We start from the raw sequence: 22,735 nt of genomic DNA on the forward strand, positions 1-22,735 counted from the left end.
TCAACGCAGCTGGCGTGGTGCCCCCTACCCCATGTGGGCGCTGGCGCGCCCACCGCGCCATCAGAAGCGGTAGCGCGCGCTCAGCAGGAAGAAGCGGCCACGCGGGTCGTCGAACGCGACGTTGTAGCCATCCTGTCGCGTGTCGTAGTTGACCGGATCGCGGTCGGCGAGGTCGCGCACGTTCAGGCTCAGGCGTAGGTTCTGGAAGCCGGTGTAGGCCAGGTCGAGGTCAAGCACGCCCCGGCCCGGCGTCTCGCAGCGGTTGCCGTTGTAGCCGGGACACGCGAGTCCGTCGCCGGTGACATGGAAGGGGCCGCGCGCGCGCAGACCCAGCGTGGTTGCCCAGTTGCCCTTCAGCCACTGCAGCGAGGCGAGCAACTGGGTGTTGGGGGCGTCGTAGCCCGCGCTGTCCACCCGCGGCGCGCTGGGCCAGCTCTGGCGTTCGATGCTGGAGGTGTGGTGGGCCGACACCAGCAGCGACAAGCGCCCCGCGTCGCCGGCGTCGAGCTGCGTGCGCATCTCCGCTTCCCAGCCGCGCACGTCGGTGCGGCCGGTGTTCTCGAAGTAGCTGTCGATCGCGACCAGGCGCCCCAGGGCATCGCGCCGCAGCGAGTCCGGGAACGCATCGACGTCGTCGAAGGCATTGCCCGCGAGGATCTCGTTGTCGCGGCGGATCCGGAAATGGTCGAAGCTCAGGCTGAAGTCGGCCGAGGGCGCCCAGACGAAGCCGAGGGTGTGGCCGCGCGAGGTCTCCGGCTCGAGGTCGGGATTCTCGAACGCACCCACGTCCACCAGGCAATAGGCGAGCTCGCGGGAGATCGCGAATTCCACGGCGCAGTCGCCGACGACGGGCACCTTGCGCACGAAGGTCCGGCTCTCGAACACATTGGGCCGCCGCAGCTCGAACAGCGAGGGCGCGCGGTAACCGGTGGCCGCCGTCGCGCGAAGGGTCAGCGATTGCCAGGGCGACCACTTCAGGCCGAGCCTCGGCGAATACCGGCTGTCGTAGCCCTGCTGGCGGTCGTAGCGCACCGCCAGTTCGGCCTCCAGTCCCTTGCGCAGAGGCAGCACCATCTCCGCGTAGACCGCCCCGCCGTCGCGCTGGCTGTCGAGCGCGCGCTTGGGCGTTCCCAGCGCGAGGTCGTCCTGCTGCAGGCGGGCGTCGGGCTCGTGGACCAGGCGGTTGCGCGTGCCTTCCACGCCGGTGGCCAGGCGCGCGGGGCCGCCCGGCAGCGCGAACAGCGGGCCTTCGAAGCCCAGCGAGACCTGGTCCACCTGCGCGCGGCCGTCCAGTGCGAAGGTCGGCGACACCACGCCCAGCAGCGGCACCGGGTTGGGCGTGCCGTCGAAGCGGTAGCGGTCGACGAACACCGACTGCTCCACGCCCTTGGTGCTGACCAGGCCGTCGATGCGGCTTTCGACGACATTGGTGTGGTGCGACAGCGCGGCCTCCCAGGTCCAGTCGCCCATCCAGCCGCTCACCGACGCGGTCCCGTCGAAGCTGCGGTTGCGATTGCGGTTGTGGACGGGGCCCACCTCGAAGTACGCATAGTCCAGCGAGCCGCCCGGGAGGCTGTCGGGATGCCCTGGCGGCAGGGTCACCCGGGCGCGGAACGGCGGGTTCTGCAGGGCCTGGCGCGCTTCGCTGTAACGCAGGTCGAGCTCGAACGTGGCACCTTCCCACAAGGGTTCGGCAAGCGCGCCGTAGACCGAGGTGCGACGGCTCTCGGGTTGCAGGCTGATGTAGCGTGCAGGATCGAACAGGCAGGTCGCGGCGATGTCCGGCGGCGCGTTGCCGCACTGCAGGCGCACCAGGCGCAGGTCGGCGTCGCGATATCCCAGCGGGATCCGCCAGTCCGGCAGGCCATGGCGGCCGTGGTCGTAGGTGTGCCAGTCGCGACTGTCGCCCGCCAGGGCATCGCGGTCGAACCAGTCCAGCGCCACCAGGCCATTGCCGCCTCGCGGAGTGGAGAAACCGTGGCTGAGCGACACCCGCTGCTCCTGCGCGTCGCCCTCGCCCGACTGGCCGTGGCGCACGATCAGCTCACCGCCGTCCTGCTGCTTGCGCAGGATGATGTTGACCACGCCGGCCATCGCGTCGGCGCCATAGATCGCCGAGGCCCCGCCGCGCAGGATCTCGACGCGCTCGACCATGCTCAGCGGGATCACGTCCAGGTCGGTCAGGCCGCCCAGTTCCGAGGACGTGAGGCCATAGTTGGCCACGCGCCTGCCGTCGACCAGGAACAGCGTGGCGCGCGGTCCCAGTGCGTTGAGGCTGGTGGTCGCGGCGATATTGAAGGGCTGCTGGAAGTTCGGCCCGCCGTCGGCCGCCACCGCGACCGGGTGGTGGCCGGTCATGCCCGGCTGGAAACGCAGCAGTTCGAAGAGGGTCTGGTAGCCGCTGGCCTCGATCTCGTCGCGCCCGATCAGGGTCATCGGCGAGGTGGTCACCGCGTCGATGTCGACCCGGGGGATGCGCGAGCCGATCACTTCCAGGCGGGCCATGTCGACGGTCCGCTGGCGCGGTGGAGGGTCGGGTTCGCGGGGTGTTGCGGGCGCCGATTCCGGGGCCTGCGCGATCTCACGCAGGACGTAGGTGCCGGGCCCGCTCCGGACTGCCTTCAGGCCGCTGCCCTCCAGCAGGTAACGCAGGGCCTGCTCGACGTCCATCCGGCCCTGCAGCGCGCGCGCCTGGCGACCCCGGACCACGGCCGGCGCGTAGAGCACCTGCAGGCCCTCCTGCAGCGCGAGCCGCTTCAGGGCCTCGTCGAGGGTGCCCGCGGGCAGGTCCAGCATGCGCGCCGGCGGCGGCACGGCGGCCCCGCCCCATGCCGGCAGCGCCAGTAGCCCGCTCATCGCGAGGACCAGACTTGACCGTCGCCACGCGGAGGGAGCCGTCACCATCCGTTAACATTAAGCGGCGCAGACATCGCGGCGCAACGCACCGCGCGCCCAGAACCGGACCCAGGCCCGGGGCCGGCACCGCGTGGGCCCTGCCCCGCCCTGTTCAGCGTGGCGCTGCTCTCAGCACGATGGCATCGCCCTCGTCCTCCGCGCCCAGGCCCCAGCCTTCCTGCAGGGCGGCGACCAGCTCGCCCTGGGCATTGGCGCGGAACACGCCGCTGACCGAGAGGCCCGCCAGCGAGGGGTCGCCCAGGCGCAGCGGCTTGGCCGAGTAGCGGTTCATCTCGAGGACCAGGTCCTCCAGGCGGCGGTCGCGGAACACCAGCTCGCCCCGCGGCCAGCCTTCGGCCATCGGCAGGTCGAGGGCCTGCACGCGTGAGAAGCGGCCCTGGGCATCGACCCGGACGCGCTCGCCCGGCGCCAGCCGCACCGAGGCGGCGCCGTCGTTGCGGCTCACGTCCACTTCGCCCTCCACCAGGCCGACATCGACATCGTCGCCACGCCGGGTGACCTGGAACGTGGTGCCGATGTCGCGGATGGTGCTGGCGGCCGCCTGCACCCGGAACGGGCGCGCGGGGTCCTCGCCCACCTCGAAGCGCACGCGGCCCTGCACCAGCTCGACCTCGCGCGTGTCGCGGCCGAAGGCGGTCGCGACGACGGTGCCGGTGTCCAGGGTCATGCGGGTGCCGTCCTCGAGCACGACCTGGCGGGTCTCGCCGACCGCGGTGGCGTACTCGGCCGTGGCGACCGGCCCCGGCTGAAGGCGCATCCATCCCAGCACGCCAAGCGCCAGCACCAGGCTCGCGGCCAGCGCCAACGGCCAGCGGCGCGATGCCGGGCGCACCGGTCGACGCGGCCGCATGACCGGCACCGGCACCGCCGCGCGCAGCGCGGGGTCGGCACGCAGGCTCGCGGCCATCGCATGCAGCCGCTCGGCCTCCAGGAAGGCCTCCACGTGCTGCGCGGACGCGGCCAGCCAGTCCTCGAACGCGGCCCGTTCGGCAGGCGTGCATTCGGGCGACTCCAGGCGCGCCAGCCAGTCGGCCGCCGTTTCGTGATGTTCCCTGGCCACGATGTTCATCGGCTCCCTCCCTGCGGCAAGGTGGCTTCGTCCGGCAACATGCCCTCGCGCAGACCCTTCAGGGCGCGGCTGACGTGCTTCTCGACGGCTTTGACGGAAATGCCGCAGCGTTCCGCGATCTGGGTGTAGCTCATGCCTTCCATTCTGTTCAGCAGGTAGACCTCGCGACAGCGATCCGGCAATTGCAGGATCAGCTCGCGCATGCGCGCCAACTGTTGTTGCGTGTCCACGCGTTGTTCGTGGCTGGGCTCACCCGAAGGCAGCCAGTCGTGTTGTTCGGACAGACTCACTTGCGCCTGGGCGTCAACGCTGGTCGCCATCCTTCGCCCCCTGTCGAGCAGTGCATTGGTCGCTATCCGGTACATCAGGCGCCGGAGCTGGTCGTCCGGCAGGCCGCGATAACGCATCAACCGGACCAGTGCTTCCTGCGCCACGTCCTTGGCGTCCTCCTCCGGCACGCGGCGGCACAGGTAGCCCACCAGCACCTGGCGCTGGTCGCGGACGAACGCGTCGAAGCCGTCGGACTCGCCTCCCGGCCCGGACGTGCCCGCTCCTTCCCGGCCCACCGGGCGATCGATCAAGCCGATCGCCCCGCCGCCAGCCCGGGGCGCGACCCGGTACAAGCCCTGTTGAAGTGGATCATGCGTGGTCCCGCCTCCCTGGAAAGGCCGCCGAGCCGGCGCCCGGCTCCCGGAGGATAGCCCGTCGCCACGGCCGGCGGCCGCCTGTGCGGCACGCCGGCGCCCGCACGACGGCCCGCCCTCGCCGGGAGCGGGCCGCAGCGGCGCGAACCGCACTGCACACCCACGACAACGCATCTCGTGCCCGCCCCCCTACCTCGGCTAGAATCGTCGCGTTCACCCACCATCGAGACCTCAATGTCCGCACTCGCCCACCGCCGCGTCCTGTTGAAACTTTCCGGCGAGGCCCTGATGGGAGACGAGGACTACGGCATCGACCCGAAGATGATCGGCCGCCTGGCGCGCGAAGTGATCGAAGCGCAGCAGGCCGGGGCCGAGGTCGCGCTGGTGATCGGCGGCGGCAACATCTTCCGCGGCGCCGGCCTCGCGGCCTCGGGCATGGAGCGCGTCACCGGCGACCACATGGGCATGCTGGCCACGGTCATCAACGCGCTGGCCATGCAGGACGCGCTGGAGAAGCTCGGCGGCAAGGCCCGGGTGATGAGCGCACTGAAGATCAACGACGTCTGCGAGGATTACATCCGCCGACGCGCGATCCGCCACCTCGAGAAGGGCCGCCTGGTGATCTTCGCCGCCGGCACCGGCAACCCGTTCTTCACCACCGATTCGGGCGCGGCGCTGCGCGCGATCGAGATCGGCGCGGACCTGCTGCTGAAGGCGACCAAGGTCGACGGCGTCTACGACAAGGACCCCAAGAAGCATCCCGACGCGGTCCGCTACGACACCCTGACCTACGACCAGGTCATCCAGCGGGACCTGCAGGTCATGGACACCGCGGCCTTCGCACTGTGCCGCGACAGCGGCCTGCCGCTGCGCATCTTCGACATGAGCCAGCCGGGCATGCTGCTGCGGATCCTGCAGGGCGAGGACATCGGCACCCTGGTCAGCGGCCGGGACTGAGCCGCCGGCCCCGTGCGCCGCCCCTGCCGGGGCGCGTGTAATAGTGTCCCCGCCGCGTGCATGGGAGGATCGTCCCCATGCACGGACACCACCATCACCACGACGGCACGCGCGCCTTCGCCGCCGTCACCCTGATCAACCTGGCCTACACCGCCCTCGAGGCCGGCTATGGCTTCGCGATCAACTCGCTGGCGCTGCTGTCGGACGCGCTTCACAACCTTGGCGACGTGCTCGGGCTGGGCCTGGCCTGGGGTGCCGCGGTTCTGGCGCGGCGACCTCCGACCGCACGCCATACCTACGGCTGGCGCCGCGCCACCCTGCTGTCGCCGCTGGCCAACTCCCTGCTCCTGGTTGCGTTCTCCGGCGCGCTCGCCTGGGAAGCGGTGCGCCGCTTCACCCAACCGCCTGAGATCCCGGCGACGACGGTGATCGTGGTCGCCGCGATCGGCATCGCGGTGAACCTGGGCGGCGCCTGGCTGGTCCGCGACGGGCACGACCACGACCTCAACCGACGCGGGGCGTTCCTGCACCTGGTGGCCGACGCCGCGGTATCCGTGGCCGCCGTCCTGGCCGGCCTGGGCATGGCGTGGCAGGGCTGGGCCTGGCTGGACCCCGCCACCGCCCTGCTGATCGGCGCGGTGGTCGCGTTCAGCGCCTTCGGCCTGCTGCGCGAGAGCTTCAACGCCGCGATGGACGCGGTGCCCGCCGGCATCGACCAGGACGAGGTCCAGCGGTTCCTGGCGCAGCAGCCCGGGGTCGGCGCGGTCCACCACCTGCACATCTGGTCGCTGGGCGCGGGCGAGATCGCGATGACCGCCCACCTGGTGAGGCCGCCGGACGCCGACCACGATGGCTTCATCGACCGCCTCAACCGCGAACTCGACGCACGCTTCGGCATCAACCACCCGACGCTGCAGGTCGAGCACGGGCGCGAATGCGAGCACGACCAGCACGTCCGCGCCCCGCACGGGCACCCCGCCGACTGAACCCGGCGGGACGGCGCGCGGGCGTCGTCGCGGCCTTCGGCCCCGCATCGCATATAATCCGGCGGTTACCGACACAGGACCGGAGCCGGCGATGCTCAACGAGATCAACCAAGACGCCAAGACCCGCATGAACAAGAGCGTGGAAGCGCTCCGGCAGGACCTCACCAAGGTGCGGACCGGCCGGGCTTCGACCGCGCTCGTCGACGGGCTCAAGGTCAACTACTACGGCTCGGACATGCCGTTGACCCAGGTGGCCAGCGTCGCCGTGACCGACGCCCGCTCGCTGACCATCACGCCATGGGAGAAGCCCATGGTGGCCGCGGTGGAGAAGGCGATCATCAACTCCGACCTGGGCCTGACACCCAACACCGCCGGCACGGTGATCCGCATCAACCTGCCTGCGCTGACCGAGGAGCGCCGCCGCGAGCTGTCCAAGGTGGTCCATGCCACCGGCGAGGACGCCAAGGTCGCCATCCGCAACATCCGCCGCGACGCCAACCACCAGATCAAGGAGCTCCTGAAGGAGAAGGAGATCACCGAGGACGACGTGCGCCGCGCCGAGGACGACATCCAGAAGCTGACCGACAGCGCCATCAAGGACGTCGACGAGGTGGTCAAGGCCAAGGAACAGGAACTGATGGCGGTTTGACGGCAACGCCCGTCGCCAGCATGTCCCCCGAGCCCGCCATCGGCCCCGAGTCCGGCACCCCGCGCCACCTGGCCGTCATCATGGACGGCAATGGCCGCTGGGCCGAACGCCGGCGCCGGCCACGCATGATCGGCCACCGCGCCGGCGCGCGCGCGGTCAACGTATGCATCGATTTCTGCCTGGAGCGCGGCATCCGGGCGCTGACCCTGTTCGCGTTCTCCAGCGAGAACTGGGGACGGCCGGAGGACGAAGTCGGCGCGCTCATGAAGCTGTTCATGAACGCGCTTGAGCGCGAGGTCGAGGAATTGCACCGGCGGGGCGTGCGCGTGCGCTTCATCGGCGAGCGGGGGCGCTTCAGCGAGGCGATCCGGCAGCGCATGGACGAGGCCGAGGCGGTGACCGCGGGCAACGACCGGCTCCACCTGAGCATCGCCGCCAGCTACGGCGGGCGCTGGGACATCGCCCAGGCCGCTCGCGCGCTCGCTCAGGACGTGGCCGCCGGGCGGCTCTCGCCCGACGCGATCGACGAACACGCACTGCACGTCCGCACCTGCCTGGCCGACCTGCCGCCGCCGGACCTGTTCATCCGCACCGGCGGCGACCTGCGCATCAGCAACTTCCTGCTCTGGCAACTGGCCTACACCGAGCTGTGGTTCACCGAGGCACTGTGGCCCGAGCTCGACGCCGCGACCCTGCAGTCCGCCCTGGACGACTACGCCCGCCGCCAGCGCCGCTTCGGCCTGACCGGCGCCCAGGTGGCCGCGCCCCGAACCGAGACTTCCGCATGACCCGCACCCGCCTGATCGCCGCCCTGGTGATGGCCCCCCTCGCCATCGCCGCCATCCTGCTGCTGCCCACGCCCTGGTTCATGGCGCTGGCCGCGGTGGTCTTCCTCGGTGGCCTCTGGGAATGGTTCGACCTGGCGGACGTCAGCGACAACCTGGCCCGGGCCGTCCTGCTGGCCGCCAACCTGGCGCTGATGGTGGCGCTGGTGTGGGCGTCGCGCTCGACCGCGGGCTTCAGCTTCGTGCTGCTGCAGCTGGTCTCGGTGCTGGGCGTCGCCTGGTGGCTGCTGGCCCTGCTGTGGCTGGGGCGCTACGACTTCGCCAGCGACCCCGATTCCCATGCGCGGGCGATCAAGCTCGCGGCCGGCACCATGAGCCTGGTACCGGCCTGGTGCGCGCTGGCCTGGATCCATGGCGGCGCGGACCCCAACAGCCACCGCTGGGTGTTCGTCGCGCTGGGCATCGTGTGGGCCGCCGATTCCGGCGCCTACTTCGCGGGCCGCACGCTGGGCAAGCGCAAGCTGGCGCCGCGCATCAGCCCCAACAAGACCATCGAGGGCCTGGTCGGCGGCGTGGTCGCGGGCCTGGTGGCCGGCCTCGGGCTGAGCCTGTTCGCCGGCGCCAGCCTGGCGCAGCTGCCCTGGATCGCCCTGGCGATCGTGTTCGCGGTGCTGTTCTCGGTGGTCGGCGACCTGTTCGAGAGCCTGCTCAAGCGCCACGCCGGGGTGAAGGACTCCGGGCACCTGATCCCCGGGCACGGCGGCATCCTCGATCGCCTCGACGGCGTCCTCGCCGCGCTCCCGGCGTTCGCCGTCGCCAAGGCCGTGTTCGGATTCTGAGCATGGCCCCGGCACGCGACATCGCCGTCCTCGGCGCGACGGGCTCGATCGGCACCTCTGCGCTCGACGTCATCGCCCGCCACCCCGACCGCCTGCGGGTCGGCCTGCTGGCCGCCGGCAGCAACGTCGACGCCCTGCTCGCCCTGTGCCGGCGGCACCGGCCGCGGCACGCGGTCATCGCCGACGCCGCGGCGTTCCCGGCCCTGCGCGATGGCTTGCGCGAGGCCGGTCTCGACACCACCGCCCACCCCGGCGACGCGCTCGACGCCCTGGTCGAGGGCGATGCCTGCGACACCGTCGTCGCCGCGATCGTCGGCGCGGCCGGGCTGCCCTCGACCCTGGCCGCCGCCCGCGCCGGCAAGCGCCTGCTGCTGGCCAACAAGGAGTCGCTGGTGCTGGCCGGCGAACTGCTCATGGCCGCAGCCCGCGACGGTGGCGCGACGATCGTGCCGATCGACAGCGAACACAATGCGATCTTCCAGTGCCTGCCCGACCGGCACGCGCATGCCGGCCTTCGACGCCTGGTGCTGACCGCGTCCGGCGGCCCGTTCCGGGGCCGCAGCCGCGCCTCGCTCGCCGACGTGACGCCCGCGCAGGCGATCGCGCACCCGAAGTGGTCGATGGGGCCGAAGATCTCGGTCGACTCGGCGACCTTGATGAACAAGGGGCTGGAGGTCATCGAAGCGCACCACCTGTTCGCCGTCCCCGGCGAGCGGATCGACGTGCTCGTGCATCCGCAGAGCCTGGTCCATTCCCTGGTCGAATTCGTCGACGGCTCCACCCTCGCCCAGCTGGGCCTGCCCGACATGCGCACCGCGCTCGCCGTTGGCCTGGCCTGGCCGGAGCGGATCGCGTCGGGGGTCGGCGGGCTCGACCTGCTGGCCGAGGGCGGGCGGCTGGAGTTCGAGCCGCCCGACCTGGAGGCCTTCCCCTGCCTGCGGCTGGCCTTCGACGCGCTCGCCGCCGGCGGCACCGCCCCGGCGGTGCTCAACGCGGCCAACGAAATCGCGGTTTCAGCCTTTCTTCAGGGGCGGGTGGGTTTCCTGAGCATCCCCCGCCTGATCGAAGACGCCATGACGGCCCTGCCCCCGGCCCCAGCCCGCACGCTCGATGCCCTGGCCGAGGCCGACACCGCGGCACGGCGACATGCCGCGGCCGCCCTGGCCCGTTTCGCATGAACGTCCCATTCCGGACCCGACCGCGATCCCGGTTAGACTGGGACCACGCCACCCTCCTCCTGAGCACGCAGATGACGCCGCACGATACGGGTAGCCGCCATGGGTGAGTTCATCGGCTCGATCTGGTGGCTGATCGTCAGCCTCGGCGTGCTGGTCACGATCCATGAATACGGGCACTTCTGGGTCGCCCGGCGCTGCGGCGTGAAGGTGCTGCGCTTCTCGATCGGCTTCGGCCGCCCGCTGTGGATGAAGCGGGGTCGCGACGGCACCGAGTACGCCATCGCCGCCCTGCCGCTGGGTGGCTACGTGAAGATGCTCGACGAACGCGAGGGCGAGGTCGCCGCCAACGAGGTGGGCCAGGCCTTCAATCGCAAGTCGGTCTGGAAGCGCATCGCGATCGTCGTCGCGGGACCCGTCGCCAATCTCTTGCTGTGCGTGGCCCTGTTCTGGGGCATGTTCGTGATCGGGCGCCCGGACTTCGCGCCGGTGGTCGGCCAGGTCGAGCGCATCGCCCAGCAGGCCGGCCTGCGCGAGGGCGACACCGTCCGCGCGGTGGGCGACCGGGCCACGCCGACCTGGAGCGAGGTGCAGATGGCCCTGCTGCCGGCGGCGCTCGACCGCGCCGACATCGACCTGCAGGTCGCCGGCACGGATGGCACGGACCGCATCGTGCGCCTGCCGCTGAGCCGCCTTCCGGAACACTTCGACGAGCGCAATGCCATTGGCGTGATCGGCCTGGTGCCGCGCCATGCGCGGGTCCCCGCCATCGTGGGCCGGGTCGCGCCGGACACGGCGGCCTGGGGCGTGCTGGCCGAGGGCGACCGCATCACCGCGATCGACGGCGAACCGGTCCAGGACTGGCGCGACATCGGGCCGCTCGTGCAGGCCCTGGGCGCGCACGGCGGCCCGGCGATGATCGAGGTCGAGCGCGATGGCGAGCGCCTGGCCCTGGAGATCGAGCCCCGGCTGTCCCAGCTGGAGACGGGCGAGGCGTACTGGGCATTGGGCGTGCAGTCGACCGGCCGCAGCGACCCCCGACACGACGCGCTGCTGCGCTACGGGCCCTTGCAGGCCGTGCCGGCGGCGTTCGCCGAGGCCACGCACCAGGCCCGGGAACTGTTCGCGATGATCGGCCGGGCCTTCACCGGACGGGTCTCGGTCGAGAACACCGTCGCCGGGCCGATCACCATCGCCCGCGCCACCAATGCCTTCGCCGGCCAGGGCCCGGCCTGGTACCTGTCGATCCTGGCCCTGCTGTCGCTCAGCCTGGGCATCCTGAACCTGCTGCCGATCCCGATCTTGGACGGCGGGCACCTGCTGTATTACCTTATCGAGTTGGTCAAGGGCAGCCCGGTGAGCGAGCGCGTCATGGCCGCCGGGCAATACGTCGGCCTTGCATTGATTGCCGGGCTGATGGGCCTGGCGTTCTACAACGACATCGTGAACAACCTGGTGCGCTGATGACGGCCACCGCCCTCGACCCCATGGCGCCCGCAATGCCGGGCGTGCAGTGAATCCCAACCGGACGTGATGATGACGCGAACACCCAATCGCCGCCTGCTTGCCCTTGCCCTGACCACTGCCCTGTATCCCGCCGTGGTGCTTCCCGCAATGGCGCAGGAGGCCGGGCAGGCCCTGCCCAGTCCGTTCTCGCCGGACTACGCCGCGCCCGAAGCGTCCCCCGCGCCCGCCCCGATGCCCGGCGCGAGCGCGTTCCGCGTCAGCGACATCCGCGTCGATGGCCTGCAGCGCATCGCCGCCGGCACGGTGTTCACCTACCTGCCCGTCGAGCGTGGCGACACCCTCGACCAGGCCAAGGCCGGCGAGGCGATCCGCGCGCTCTACAAGACCGGCTTCTTCGAGGACATCAGCCTCTCGCGCCAGGGCGACATCCTCGTGGTCACCGTCCGCGAACGCCCGGCGATCAACAAGCTCGAGCTCAAGGGCAACAAGGACATCGAGACCGAGCAGCTGATGGCCGGCCTCAACGACATCGGCCTGTCGGAAGGCAACACCTTCGACCGCCTGGCGTTGGACCGCGTCACCCAGGAGCTGACCCGCCAGTACAACAACCGCGGCAAGTACAACGTCGAGATCACGCCTTCGGTCGCCACCCTCGACCGCAACCGCGTCGACCTCACCATCGACATCAAGGAAGGCAAGGCGGCCAAGATCCGCCACGTCAACCTGATCGGCAACGACAGCTTCGAGCAGAAGGACATCCTGGAGTCGTGGGAATCGCGCGAGAGCAACTGGCTCAGCTGGTACCGCCGCGACGACCAGTACTCCCGAGAGAAGTTCTCCGGCGACCTGGAGAAGCTCAACTCCTGGTACCTGGACCGCGGCTACGTCGACGTCAGCATCGACACCCCGCAGGTGGCGATCAGCGGCGACCGCCAGGACATGTTCATCACCGCCGGCATCACCGAGGGCGAGAAGTACACGGTGTCCAGCGTCGAGGTCACCGGCGACACGATCCTGCCCAAGGAGCAGATCGAGCGGATGGTGCTGGTGCAGCCCGAGCAGACCTTCTCGCGGCGCCTGCTCGAGGTCAGCTCCGACTCGATCACCGCCACCCTGGGCAACGTCGGCTACGCCTTCGCCCAGGTCAACACCATCCCGGACATCAACCGCGAAGAAAAGACCGTCGGCATCAACCTCCAGGTCGTGCCCGGCCCGCGCGTGAACGTGCGCCACGTGGTCTTCAAGGGCAACACGCGGACCGGCGACGAGGTCCTGCGCCGCGAGATGCGCCAGTTCGAGGGCGCCTGGTATTCGCAGGCGGCGATCGACCGCTCCAAGATCCGCCTCCAGGGCCTGGGCTTCTTCGAGACCGTCGATGTCGAGACGCAGCCCGTGCCGGGCAGCGACGACCAGGTCGACGTGGTCTACAACCTCAAGGAAACCACCTCCGGCAGCTTCGTGTTCGGCCTGGGCTATTCGCAGCTCGGCGGACTGAGCGCGCAGGTGCAGCTGTCGCAGAACAACTTCCTGGGCACCGGCAACCGCATGACGGTGCAGGCGCAGCGAAGCGATTACTACAACCGCTACGACTTCTCCTACGTCAATCCGTACTTCACCGACAGCGGCGTCTCGCTGGGCTACAACCTGTGGTTCCGCGACTACGATTACGGCGAGTACAACACCGCGCAGTACAACAGCGAGAACGGCGCCGCGCAGGCGGTCTTCGGTATCCCGATCACCGAGACCGGGTCGATCACCGGCCTGTTCGGCATCGACAAGAACACCATCACCGCGTTCCGCGGCCAGACCCCGGAATCGATCGTCGACTACATCGACGCGATCGGCCAGCGCACGTTCCACGCCTGGCGCGGCGAGATCGGCTGGGCCCGCAACACGCTCAACAACGCCCTCACCCCGACCCGCGGCACCACCCAGCGCCTGTGGCTGGAAGCGACCCTGCCGGGCTCGACGGTCGAGTACTTCAAGATCAACTACAACATCTCCAAGTACTGGCCGGTGTCGCGTTGGCTGGTGCTCAACACCCGCGCCGAGCTGGGCTACGGCGACAGCTACCAGGATCCGGTGGTCCGCAACGTCTGCTACACCGCCGGTACCTACACCGACTCCAACGGCGACGGGATCATCGACACCTACGTCCCCGGCCCCGATCCGACCGAACCCTGCGAAACCAGCTCGCCGGACTTCGTCGAGACCCTGACGGCCGACGGCCTGCCGTTCTTCGAGAACTTCTACGCCGGTGGCGTGCGCTCGGTCCGCGGCTTCCGCGACAACACCCTGGGCCCGCGCGAGACGCCCTTCCCGGGCAGCTCCTACGACCAGCCGGTGGGTGGCTCGTTCAAGACGGTGGGTTCGTTCGAGATGATCTTCCCGACGCTGTTCGACAGCCCGGGGGCTCGCGTGTCCTCGTTCGTCGACTTCGGCAACGTCTTCCGCGACGTGGACGCCTTCGACGCCGGCGAACTGCGCGCGTCGGCGGGCATCGCGTTGCTCTGGCGTTCGCCGATGGGCCCGATCTCGATTAGCTACGCCTACCCCTTCAAGAAAGAAGACGACGACGAGATCGAGCGCCTGCAGTTCACCTTCGGCGGCGCGTTCTGACGCCGTCCAACACGACACCGGAGCCTTGCCGGGCATGAGTGCGACCTCGCATACGGCGAACGAGCTGGCCGAGCGCTTCGGGCTCCGGGTCCATGGACGTGCCGACGCCCGCATCGCGGGCGTCGGCACCCTTGCTTCGGCAGGCCCCGAGCAACTGGCCTTCCTCGCGAACCCCCGCTATCGCGGCCAGCTGGCCACCACCCGCGCCGGGCTGGTGGTCATGCGCGAGGCCGATGCCGAGGCCTTCGAGGGCGATGCACTGATCGCGCGCGACCCCTATTCCGCCTTCGCCCGCATCGCCGCCCTGTTCGCGCCGCGTCCGGATCGCCCCCCCGGCATCCATCCTTCCGCGGCCATCGATCCCGGCGCGCGGGTGGCGCCCGACGCGCACGTCGGCGCCTTCGTCAGCATCGGCGCCGGCAGCCGGGTCGACGCCGGCGCCTCGATCGGGCCGGGCTGCGTGATCGGCGAGGACTGCGTGGTGGGCGCGGGCAGCGAGCTCGTCGCGCGCGTCACCCTGGTCACCCGCGTCCGCCTGGGCGAGCGCGTGCGCGTGCATCCCGGCGCGGTGCTCGGGGCCGATGGCTTCGGCCTGGCGATGGACGAGGGCCGTTGGCTCAACGTCCCGCAACTGGGCGGCGTGGTGGTCGGCGACGACTGCGAGATCGGCGCCAACACCTGCATCGACCGCGGGGCCATCGAGGACACCGTCCTGGGCGAGGACGTCCGCCTCGACAACCAGATCCAGATCGGCCACAACGTGGTGGTCGGCGCCCATACGGCGATGGCCGGTTGCGTGGCCGTCGCCGGAAGCGCGCGTATCGGTCGCTACTGCCTGATCGGCGGCGGGGCCGGGATCGTGGGCCATATCGAGGTCTGCGACCGCGTCGTGGTGACCGCCATGAGCCTGGTCACCGCCTCGATACGCGAGCCGGGCGAGTATTCATCCGGTACGCCATTGATGGACAATCGGAGCTGGCGCAAGAATGCCGCCCGCTTCAAGCAGCTCGATGCGCTCGCCCGTCGCGTGCCGCGCACGGAGTCCTGACGCACCCACCGGCATGCGCCGTCCCCCGGGACGCCATGGCGGGCCTTACCCAGCAAGGAAACATCGATGAGTTCGACCGTACAACTGCCGATCGACGTCACCGCCATCCAGGCGCTGATCCCGCACCGCTACCCCTTCCTGCTGGTAGACCGAGTAACGGAACTGGACCCGCACAAGCGCGTGCTCGCCTACAAGAACGTGACCATCAACGAGCACTTCTTCAACGGACATTTCCCCAACCACCCGGTCATGCCCGGCGTGCTGGTGATCGAGGCCCTGGCCCAGGCCGGCGGACTTCTGACCCAGCTGTCCAACAACGGCAACACCGACGGCAAGCTGTTCTACCTGGTCAAGATCGACAACGCGAAGTTCTCGCGCATGGTCGTGCCGGGCGACCGCCTGGAACTGGAAGTGACCCTCAAGCGGACCATCCGCAACATGGCCCTGTACTGCGGCGTGGCCCGGGTCGACGGCGAGCAGGCCGCCTGCGCCGACATCCTCTGCGCCGAGGTCAAGTCCTGAGCATGGACGCCGCGATCCACCCCACCGCCGTCGTCGAGGCCGGGGCCCGCCTGGGCAAGGGCGTGCGGATCGGCGCGTTCTGCCATATCGGCGACGACGTGGTGGTGGGCGATGGCTGCGAGTTCGGCCCGCACTGCTCGGTCGCGGGCCCGACCACGATCGGCAACGACAACCGTTTCATCGGCCATTGCGCGATCGGCGGCGAGCCGCAGGACAAGAAGTTCGCTGGCGAACGGGTCGAACTGGTCATCGGCGACCGCAACACCTTCCGCGAGTTCGTCACGGTCAATCGCGGTACCGGCACCGGGGGCGGCGTCACCCGGGTCGGCAACGACAACTGGTTGCTCGCCTACACCCACGTCGCCCACGACTGCACGGTCGGCGACCACTGCGTGTTCTCCAACAACGCTACCCTGGCCGGCCACGTCAGCGTCGGCGACCATGTCATCCTCAGCGGCTTCGCCGGCGTCCACCAGTTCTGCCGGATCGGCGCCCACGCCTTCATCGGCATGGGCGCCTTCGTCAACGGCGACGTCCCCCCCTTCGTGATGGTCGCCCAGGACGGCTACGGCCGTCCCCGCGGCATCAACAGCGAGGGTCTGAAGCGACGCGGCTTCGACAGCGAACGCATCGGCGCGATCAAGCGCGCCTACCGTGCGCTGTATGTCGCCGGGGGCTCGCTGGAGGATGCGCGCGCGAAGCTGCTGGACATGGCCGGCGAGAGCGAGGACGTGCGCGCCCTGCTCGACTTCATCGACAGCGGCGAACGGCCGCTGCTGCGCTGACGCCCCGCGTCCCTGCGACGCGGCCACCGCGCCTGCGCAGCGAAACGCGATCGGGCACACTGGCACCTCCCTCCGTTGACCAACCCGCCTTGAGCACACCGACTGGACAACCCGCCGAGCGCCCCCCGGTGCGCTTCGCCCTGGTGGCCGGCGAGGCCTCCGGCGACCTGCTTGGCGCCGGCCTGGTGGACGCCCTGCGAGAACGGTTCCCGGATGCCGAGTTCGCCGGCATCGGCGGGCCGCGGATGCGCGCGGCCGGCCTGGACGCGTGGCACGAGTCCGACGAACTGGCCGTGATGGGCCTGGCCGAAGTGCTGCGCCACCTGCCGCGCCTGCTGGCATTGCGGCGGGCATTGCGCCGGCGCCTGCTGGATTGGCGCCCGGACGTGTACGTCGGCATCGACGCACCGGACTTCAACCTGCCCGTGGAGCGGTGGCTGAAGCAGCGACGCACCGGGGACGGCAAGCTGCGCACCGTCCACTACGTCAGCCCCTCGGTCTGGGCCTGGCGCGAGGGCCGGGCCGCCAGGATCGGGCGATCGGCCGACCGCGTCCTCTGCCTGTTCCCGATGGAGCCGCCGATCTACGCGCGCCACGGCGTCGACGCGCGCTTCGTCGGCCACCCGCTCGCCGACGAAATGCCCCTGGAGCCCGACCGCGACGCCGCGCGCGCACGGCTTGGACTGGCAACGGAGCGTCCGGTGCTGGCCGTGCTGCCGGGTTCGCGCCTGGGCGAGATCGCCAGGCTGGGCCCGACTTTCATCGAAGCCGCGCGCCACGTCGCGCAGGCCGTCCCCGGGCTGCAGGTGCTGGTGCCGGCGGCGAACGCCGCCTGCCGCGCTGCGCTGGAACGCCTGCTCGCCGGCTTTCCGGCGGCGCGACTGATCGACGGCCAGGCGCGTCGGGCCATGATCGCCAGCGATGCGATCCTGCTGGCATCCGGGACTGCGACCCTCGAGGCGATGCTGGCCAAGCGACCGATGGTGGTGGCGTACAAGGTCGCGCCGCTGACCTACCGGATCGTGAAGGGCCTGGGCCTGCTCAAGGTCGACCATTACGCCCTGCCGAACGTTCTTGCAGGCGAAGCGGTCGTGCCGGAACTGATGCAGGACGACTGCACCGTGGAAGCGCTTTCTGCCGCGACCGTGCTCGCCCTGCGCGAGGGCACGGCGGACCCGTCCCTGCCGCGGCGCTTCCGCGCGATCCACGAGACCCTGCGCCGGGACGCCTCGCGCGAGGCCGCCGGCGCGATCGCCGAGCTGGTACGCGCCGCACCGGCCGGGGCGCGCCCATGACGCAGGGCGCCGACCTGTTCTCGCTGGCCACGGACGCGCGCCATGTCGCCGGCGTCGACGAGGCCGGCCGCGGTCCGCTCGCCGGTCCGGTCGCCGTCGCGGCGGTGATCCTCGACCCTGCCCGTCCCATCGAAGGTCTCGACGACTCCAAGAAGCTGAGCGGCAAGCGCAGGCTCGCCCTGTTCCCGCTCATCCAGTCTCGCGCCCTGGCCTGGCACATCGAACTCGTGGACGCCGGCGAAATCGATCGCATCAACATCCTGCAGGCGACCCTGCAGGGCATGGCGCGCGCGGTCGCGGCCCTGCAGCCCCGGGCGAGCCTTGCCCGCATCGACGGCAACAAGGTGCCGACGGGGCTGCCGTGTCACGGCGAAGCCCTGGTCGGCGGCGACGCCCTGGACCCGGCGATCATGGCCGCGTCCATCCTCGCCAAAGTGGCGCGCGATCGCTGGATGCTCGAGCTGCATGCGCGCTTCCCCGTGTACGGCTTCGATGCCCACAAGGGCTATCCCACCCCGGAGCACCTGGCCGCGCTCGCCCTGCATGGTCCCTGCCCGGCGCACCGGCGCAGCTTCGCGCCGGTGCGCCGGGCACTCCAGGCCGTGGTCCCGGCCTGAAGCTCAGCGGTCGATGATGATGACCGGATCCAGGGTCCGGCCGTTGGCGTGGATGTCGTACTTGTAGCTGCCGGGGGCGCCGTCGGCGAGCAGTTCGACGACCCGCTGGCTCCCGCGCGACACCGCCGGCAAGCGCCCGGACACGCGACTGCCCGGCGGCGGCCCGCTGAATTCGATCGAGAAGGTCCGCGCCTCGCCGGGAGGCGTCCTGAACACGATCCGCGTGCCGCTCTCCACCTTGCAGGTATCCGGGCTCGCCGATGGCATGCCATCGGGCGCATAGGCGACTTCGACATGGACGACGCCGCCCTGGGCGGTCGTGGCCTGGCAGGCCGGTCCATCGGGATCGGTGCCGGTACCGCGGACGGTCGGTTGGCACGCGGCGAACGACAGCAGGACGGGCACGGCCAGCAACCCGGATGGCGAGATATGCATGGGACCTCCTCATCTGTGCCCACGACGGGGCGGGACGAACGGCTCAGGAGCCTCCCTGCGATGCCACTTCCGATCCCCCTGACAACGGCTTGAGTACCGGCGAAGCGCGGATGCGGCTCTCGGCCACGTCCAGCGCGCGGGCGTCGGCCAGTGCCGCGCGGGCGAGGTCGAGGTCGCCGAGGCGCGCGTGGACCTGGGCCGACAGGAAGGCGACCTCCGATTGCGCCGTGCCCGCGTCGCGCGCCCGCGCCAGCCACTCCCGGGCGGCGTCCGCCTCGTCGAGGTTGGCGCGATACCAGGCCAGCCATGCCATGGCTTCGGCGTCGCCGGACTTGATCGCGACGTAGCGCTCGGCCATCTCGGCGGCGCGGGCGTAGGTACTGCGCGCATTGCCGGCCGCCCCCGGGATCGCGGACAGCGCGTCGGCGGTATTGCCCACCGGCCGGTAGTCGCCGGGACTCATCGCGGCGGCCCGCGCGTAGAGCTCGGCTGCGCGCGGATAGTCGCCCTGCTCGAAGCGCAGCGTGCCCAGGTTGCTGAGCGCGCCGAAGCCGGGCTTGATCGACAGCGAGCGCTCGAACGCCGCCTCCGCGTCCGCGCGGCGCCCGTCGGCGAGGTACAGGCCGCCCAGGCTGCTCCACAGGCCGGCATCGTCGGGCTCCAGGGTCGTGGCGACCCGGTAGGACTCGATCGCCGCGGCGAGGCGGTCGTCCAGGTAGTGCTGGTAGCCGATCTCGCGATGGACCACCGCGTCGCCCGGCCGCAACTGCCGGGCACGATCGAAATAATCCAGCGCCAGGGCGTCGTGGCCCTGCTCGCCCTCGATCCGGCCCAGCCCGATATAGGCCGCCGGCCGCAGGGATACATCCTGCAGCGCCTGGGTATACGACTCGCGCGCCGCGTCGAGCTCGTTTCGCGCGCGGTGCAGGTCGCCCATGGCCAGGTGTACTTCCCCCAGCCGCGGATCCAGGCGCGCGGCCTGCAGGCACGCGGCCTGGGCGCGTGCGTAGACCCCGGCGTCGCGGGTCAGCTCGAACGCGCGGATCCGCGCCCGGCAGATCCCGGCCTGGGCCCGCGCGAAGGCCGGATCCTGCTGCAGGGCCTGTTCGAAGTGGGCGACCGCCTCGGACAGCTCTTCGGTGGAGGCCGTACCCTGGAGCAGTTGCAGGCCCCTGAGGTAGGGCTCGTAGGCCGAGAGCCTCGAGGTCGGATGCAGGCGCCGGGCCAGGGCGGGCGGATCGGGGGGCAGCACCCCCATCAGCGCCTCGACGACCTTGCTCGCGATCTCGGCCTGGGTACTGAAGATGTCGCTGTTCTGGCGGTCGTAGGTCTGGCTCCACAGCACGAAACCGCTTCGCGTGTCGGTGAGGCGGGCGCTGATGCGCACGCGTGGCCCCTCGCGCCTGACGCTGGCATCGAGCACGTTGGCGACGCCGAGGCGCTTGCCGAGCTCGCGCGGGTCCCCCGGCGTGTCGTCGTCCCGGCCCGGGACCAGCGCGGCCACCTTCAGGCCCGGCACGCCCGCCAGCGCCCCGTGCATCTCCACCGCCAGCCCCTCGGCGAAGTAGCGATCGCCGCGATCGGCACTCAGGCTGCGGAAGGGCATCACCGCCACCGAGGCCTCGCCGACGGCTGGCCGCGGGTCGGACAGGCCGTGCGTCAGCATCAGCGTGACCAGGACCAGCACGCCCGCCGCGGCGAGCATGCCCCATGCAAGTCGCCGACGGGCGGTGGGCGCGTCCGGCGCGCGCGCGGGAGCGGGCACCGCATGCGTCGTGCCGCCGCGCCCGGCATCCGGGTTCTCCGTGGGGCCTGCGGAGGCGGTCCCGGCCAGCGTCGCGGCCGGTGCATCGCTGGCGGGCGCTTCCCCGCCGCCCTCGGCCTGCAGGTCGCCGATGAAGCGATAGCCCAGGGCGTGATGGGTATGGATGTAGCGTGGCTGGTGCGCATCGTCGCCCAGCGCGGCCCTCAACTGCGCGATGGCCCGGGTCAGCACGCCGGGGGTGACGTGCCGATGGCCCCAGACCGCATCGAGCAGTTCGTCCTTTTCCACGAGCTCCCCGGCATGCTGCAACAACATCGCCAGCACCGCGAAGGCCTTGGGCTCCAGCGCGCAAGGCACCCCGCCCCGGGTGAGCGTGTGGGCCACCGTGTCGACCTGGACGTCGTCGAAGCGGTAGCGCGCAGGGGGGCCGGGGCCTTCCGGGGCCTGGCCTTGGGGAACCATCAGGAAAACCTCATGACTGCATCACAACCCTGTGAGAAAGGTGACGTAAGTCTCAGTTCAACATCATGACCCCACGGATGTTAAGGCGGAATCTGGACACGCACCCAGACGGGGTGCGCACCCGGAGACCGAACATGAACGCCATTGCCCTGTCCCATGACATCGACGCCCTGCCGACCGTCCTGGACCGCCCCTCGCCGTCCCCGCACCGTCGCCACCGGATCAACCAGTTCGACCTGGTGGCCGAGGCCGTCGAACGCTTCAACCGTTTGCTGAACAGGCTCGACGCCAACGCCGACCCGCTGGATGCCGACCGCATCGCGACGGCCGCACGGGAATTGTGCGACGCGAACATCGGCCAGCCCCCGGCACCCTGCATCGCCCGCCAGATGCGCCGCGCGACCACCCTGGTCTGCATGACCGGCGATCCGGACTGGAAGGCGGCCAACGACGCCGGCGACGTCGCGCGCATGGTCATCGACTACGTGAGCGGCGACGGCGACCTGATCCCCGACGACCTGCCGCGGGTCGGCCGGCTGGACGATGCGATCGTCATCCGCACCGCCTGGCCGCGCCTGGCCGACGAAGTGGCCGACTACCTGGACTTCTGCCGCATCCGTCGCCTCGAAGCGCGCCTGCGCGGCGTCCCGCGCCTGGACTTCCACATGGACCGCGACGCCTGGCGCGACGCCTGCCGGGCCGAGTTCGCGCTCGACCGGCACCAGCGGCACGTACGCGAGACCAGCTACGTCCCCGCGTTCGAACCGCTTTTCCGCGTCCATTGAGCCGCTGGTCGGAAGGCGGGACCCGCGTTCCACGGGCCATCCGTCACCCTGCCTTGTTCCACTGGAGCGTAGGATCGCAACGCAGGAGGATGATCGTGCATCCCACCAGGGGACGGCCCGCGAAGCGCGCGCCGTCCCGTGCACCCCGATGCACCTTCCGATGGGACGCGGCGCAATGCCGGCCCGCCCGTCCCTCTCCCCCGCCACCGTGCCGGCCATGGAGGTGTGCCATGAAAACACCCCTGTTCGAACCGATCGGCCCGCCCCTGCCCTTCGGCCCCGACGCCATGTCGCCGTCCGCCAACGATGCGGTAATGGCCTGGCAACCCGCCCAGGTCAGCCGCTTCGATGCCTTGTTGCACGAGATCAACCCCGACGCGCCGCGCGTGGACATTCCCCGCCTGCAGGCGCTGGCGGAGTGGCTGGTGGAACAGCCGCCCGCCGAGGCGCAGGGCATCATGCAGACGCGCCTGGACCGCATCGAATGGGTCCGCGCGATGCTCGCCGACCGCGACTGGGATACCGCCGCGGGCACGCGGGCGCGCGCCGCGCGGATGCTCGAATACCTCGACAGCGACGACGACCTGATCCCGGACCAGACCCCCCTGCTCGGGCGCCTGGACGACGTGCTGCTGTTCGACCTGGCCTGGGAGGCCTTCGAGGCCGAGACCGAGGAGTACCGCGACTTCTGCGACTACCGCCGCGACGAACGCCCCACCGGCAGCGGACGCGCGCAGCAGGCCGCCTGGCTGCGCGACCGCCTGGCCGAGCTGGCCCAGTTGCAACACAACGCCCGCGTCCGCGACGGCCACTACGTCGAGACCCGGCTGCCGCCGGACGAGCGTTTCCACGTCGTCGCCTGAGCCGTGCGCGCGGCGTCGACCCCATGCGCCCGGCGGGGCTTCCCGACCGGGC

Annotated in this window: 20 protein-coding genes; 15 read left to right on the plus strand and 5 right to left on the minus strand. The window is 70.8% G+C overall.

Annotated elements, in window-relative coordinates; genetic code table 11:
* Positions 1 to 60: 60 nt before the first annotated feature.
* From H4F98_RS10235 to H4F98_RS10245, 3 genes are all read right to left on the minus strand, one after another.
* Positions 61 to 2,856, minus strand: a complete 2,796-nt coding sequence (locus tag H4F98_RS10235) for a TonB-dependent receptor (RefSeq protein WP_182687366.1) — start codon at positions 2,854 to 2,856, stop codon at positions 61 to 63.
* Positions 2,857 to 3,007: 151 nt separating this feature from the next.
* Positions 3,008 to 3,985: a FecR family protein gene (locus H4F98_RS10240; protein ID WP_182687368.1), complete on the minus strand. Its 978-nt coding sequence runs from the start codon at positions 3,983 to 3,985 to the stop codon at positions 3,008 to 3,010.
* The gene (locus H4F98_RS10245) at positions 3,982 to 4,566 is read right to left on the minus strand and encodes an RNA polymerase sigma factor (protein ID WP_246373088.1); all 585 of its coding nucleotides are present in this window, start codon (positions 4,564 to 4,566) and stop codon (positions 3,982 to 3,984) included. The genes H4F98_RS10240 and H4F98_RS10245 overlap by 4 nt, the downstream gene beginning before the upstream one ends.
* 297 nt (positions 4,567 to 4,863) lie before the next feature.
* On the opposite strand from H4F98_RS10245, the gene pyrH reads away from it, so the two are divergent.
* From pyrH to H4F98_RS10310, 13 genes are all read left to right on the plus strand, one after another.
* Complete coding sequence (pyrH, locus tag H4F98_RS10250) at positions 4,864 to 5,586, plus strand: UMP kinase (RefSeq protein ID WP_182687372.1); 723 nt, start codon at positions 4,864 to 4,866, stop codon at positions 5,584 to 5,586.
* A gap of 77 nt (positions 5,587 to 5,663) precedes the next feature.
* Entirely contained in the window at positions 5,664 to 6,572 is a 909-nt protein-coding gene (locus tag H4F98_RS10255) for a cation diffusion facilitator family transporter (RefSeq protein ID WP_220479179.1), read from the plus strand.
* Positions 6,573 to 6,663: 91 nt separating this feature from the next.
* Positions 6,664 to 7,221 (plus strand): ribosome recycling factor, encoded by a 558-nt coding sequence (frr, locus tag H4F98_RS10260; RefSeq protein ID WP_141517168.1) that lies wholly within the window; start codon positions 6,664 to 6,666, stop codon positions 7,219 to 7,221.
* A gap of 20 nt (positions 7,222 to 7,241) precedes the next feature.
* Positions 7,242 to 8,009: a polyprenyl diphosphate synthase gene (gene uppS, locus H4F98_RS10265; protein ID WP_182687374.1), complete on the plus strand. Its 768-nt coding sequence runs from the start codon at positions 7,242 to 7,244 to the stop codon at positions 8,007 to 8,009.
* Entirely contained in the window at positions 8,006 to 8,845 is an 840-nt protein-coding gene (locus H4F98_RS10270) for a phosphatidate cytidylyltransferase (protein ID WP_182687376.1), read from the plus strand. Before uppS ends, H4F98_RS10270 begins: the two co-directional genes overlap by 4 nt.
* 2 nt (positions 8,846 to 8,847) lie before the next feature.
* Positions 8,848 to 10,023, plus strand: coding sequence for a 1-deoxy-D-xylulose-5-phosphate reductoisomerase (locus H4F98_RS10275; RefSeq protein WP_425487592.1), 1,176 nt, complete (start codon positions 8,848 to 8,850; stop codon positions 10,021 to 10,023).
* A 99-nt stretch (positions 10,024 to 10,122) separates the two neighbouring features.
* Entirely contained in the window at positions 10,123 to 11,484 is a 1,362-nt protein-coding gene (gene rseP / locus H4F98_RS10280; RefSeq protein ID WP_182687378.1) for an RIP metalloprotease RseP, read from the plus strand.
* 72 nt (positions 11,485 to 11,556) lie between these two features.
* The gene (bamA, locus tag H4F98_RS10285; RefSeq protein WP_182687379.1) at positions 11,557 to 14,106 is read left to right on the plus strand and encodes an outer membrane protein assembly factor BamA; all 2,550 of its coding nucleotides are present in this window, start codon (positions 11,557 to 11,559) and stop codon (positions 14,104 to 14,106) included.
* A 34-nt stretch (positions 14,107 to 14,140) separates the two neighbouring features.
* Complete coding sequence (gene lpxD / locus H4F98_RS10290) at positions 14,141 to 15,154, plus strand: UDP-3-O-(3-hydroxymyristoyl)glucosamine N-acyltransferase (RefSeq protein ID WP_182687381.1); 1,014 nt, start codon at positions 14,141 to 14,143, stop codon at positions 15,152 to 15,154.
* A 66-nt stretch (positions 15,155 to 15,220) separates the two neighbouring features.
* Complete coding sequence (gene fabZ / locus H4F98_RS10295) at positions 15,221 to 15,676, plus strand: 3-hydroxyacyl-ACP dehydratase FabZ (protein WP_141517162.1); 456 nt, start codon at positions 15,221 to 15,223, stop codon at positions 15,674 to 15,676.
* 2 nt (positions 15,677 to 15,678) lie between these two features.
* Positions 15,679 to 16,461 (plus strand): acyl-ACP--UDP-N-acetylglucosamine O-acyltransferase, encoded by a 783-nt coding sequence (gene lpxA, locus H4F98_RS10300; RefSeq protein ID WP_182687383.1) that lies wholly within the window; start codon positions 15,679 to 15,681, stop codon positions 16,459 to 16,461.
* A 32-nt stretch (positions 16,462 to 16,493) separates the two neighbouring features.
* Positions 16,494 to 17,756, plus strand: coding sequence for a lipid-A-disaccharide synthase (gene lpxB, locus H4F98_RS10305; protein ID WP_182687541.1), 1,263 nt, complete (start codon positions 16,494 to 16,496; stop codon positions 17,754 to 17,756).
* The gene (locus H4F98_RS10310) at positions 17,753 to 18,373 is read left to right on the plus strand and encodes a ribonuclease HII (protein WP_182687386.1); all 621 of its coding nucleotides are present in this window, start codon (positions 17,753 to 17,755) and stop codon (positions 18,371 to 18,373) included. Before lpxB ends, H4F98_RS10310 begins: the two co-directional genes overlap by 4 nt.
* A 3-nt stretch (positions 18,374 to 18,376) precedes the next feature.
* Here the strand turns inward: H4F98_RS10310 and H4F98_RS10315 are convergent, their stop codons facing one another.
* Positions 18,377 to 18,808 (minus strand): hypothetical protein, encoded by a 432-nt coding sequence (locus H4F98_RS10315; RefSeq protein WP_182687388.1) that lies wholly within the window; start codon positions 18,806 to 18,808, stop codon positions 18,377 to 18,379.
* Between the two features lie 43 nt (positions 18,809 to 18,851).
* The gene (locus tag H4F98_RS10320; protein ID WP_182687390.1) at positions 18,852 to 21,035 is read right to left on the minus strand and encodes a winged helix-turn-helix domain-containing protein; all 2,184 of its coding nucleotides are present in this window, start codon (positions 21,033 to 21,035) and stop codon (positions 18,852 to 18,854) included.
* Between the two features lie 134 nt (positions 21,036 to 21,169).
* Here H4F98_RS10320 and H4F98_RS10325 point away from each other — a divergent pair, with 134 nt between their 5' ends.
* Together H4F98_RS10325 and H4F98_RS10330 are read left to right on the plus strand one after the other, a co-directional pair.
* Positions 21,170 to 21,820, plus strand: coding sequence for a YkvA family protein (locus H4F98_RS10325; RefSeq protein ID WP_182687392.1), 651 nt, complete (start codon positions 21,170 to 21,172; stop codon positions 21,818 to 21,820).
* 230 nt (positions 21,821 to 22,050) lie between these two features.
* A complete protein-coding gene (locus H4F98_RS10330; protein ID WP_182687394.1) occupies positions 22,051 to 22,683 on the plus strand; it encodes a hypothetical protein in 633 nt (210 codons plus the stop codon).
* Positions 22,684 to 22,735: the final 52 nt, after the last annotated feature.

Source organism: Marilutibacter spongiae, assembly GCF_014145325.1.
Classification (GTDB): domain Bacteria; phylum Pseudomonadota; class Gammaproteobacteria; order Xanthomonadales; family Xanthomonadaceae; genus Marilutibacter; species Marilutibacter spongiae.

Excerpts from the sequence above, each read along its gene's own strand:
- H4F98_RS10235 (WP_182687366.1), bottom strand. The coding sequence starts at position 2,856 with ATGAGCGGGCTACTGGCGCTGCCGGCATGGGGCGGGGCCGCCGTGCCG.
- H4F98_RS10240 (WP_182687368.1), bottom strand. The coding sequence starts at position 3,985 with ATGAACATCGTGGCCAGGGAACATCACGAAACGGCGGCCGACTGGCTG.
- pyrH (WP_182687372.1), top strand. The coding sequence starts at position 4,864 with ATGTCCGCACTCGCCCACCGCCGCGTCCTGTTGAAACTTTCCGGCGAG.
- H4F98_RS10255 (WP_220479179.1), top strand. The coding sequence starts at position 5,664 with ATGCACGGACACCACCATCACCACGACGGCACGCGCGCCTTCGCCGCC.
- frr (WP_141517168.1), top strand. The coding sequence starts at position 6,664 with ATGCTCAACGAGATCAACCAAGACGCCAAGACCCGCATGAACAAGAGC.
- uppS (WP_182687374.1), top strand. The coding sequence starts at position 7,242 with ATGTCCCCCGAGCCCGCCATCGGCCCCGAGTCCGGCACCCCGCGCCAC.
- H4F98_RS10270 (WP_182687376.1), top strand. The coding sequence starts at position 8,006 with ATGACCCGCACCCGCCTGATCGCCGCCCTGGTGATGGCCCCCCTCGCC.
- H4F98_RS10275 (WP_425487592.1), top strand. The coding sequence starts at position 8,848 with ATGGCCCCGGCACGCGACATCGCCGTCCTCGGCGCGACGGGCTCGATC.
- rseP (WP_182687378.1), top strand. The coding sequence starts at position 10,123 with ATGGGTGAGTTCATCGGCTCGATCTGGTGGCTGATCGTCAGCCTCGGC.
- bamA (WP_182687379.1), top strand. The coding sequence starts at position 11,557 with ATGACGCGAACACCCAATCGCCGCCTGCTTGCCCTTGCCCTGACCACT.
- lpxD (WP_182687381.1), top strand. The coding sequence starts at position 14,141 with ATGAGTGCGACCTCGCATACGGCGAACGAGCTGGCCGAGCGCTTCGGG.
- fabZ (WP_141517162.1), top strand. The coding sequence starts at position 15,221 with ATGAGTTCGACCGTACAACTGCCGATCGACGTCACCGCCATCCAGGCG.
- lpxA (WP_182687383.1), top strand. The coding sequence starts at position 15,679 with ATGGACGCCGCGATCCACCCCACCGCCGTCGTCGAGGCCGGGGCCCGC.
- H4F98_RS10310 (WP_182687386.1), top strand. The coding sequence starts at position 17,753 with ATGACGCAGGGCGCCGACCTGTTCTCGCTGGCCACGGACGCGCGCCAT.
- H4F98_RS10315 (WP_182687388.1), bottom strand. The coding sequence starts at position 18,808 with ATGCATATCTCGCCATCCGGGTTGCTGGCCGTGCCCGTCCTGCTGTCG.
- H4F98_RS10320 (WP_182687390.1), bottom strand. The coding sequence starts at position 21,035 with ATGGTTCCCCAAGGCCAGGCCCCGGAAGGCCCCGGCCCCCCTGCGCGC.
- H4F98_RS10325 (WP_182687392.1), top strand. The coding sequence starts at position 21,170 with ATGAACGCCATTGCCCTGTCCCATGACATCGACGCCCTGCCGACCGTC.
- H4F98_RS10330 (WP_182687394.1), top strand. The coding sequence starts at position 22,051 with ATGAAAACACCCCTGTTCGAACCGATCGGCCCGCCCCTGCCCTTCGGC.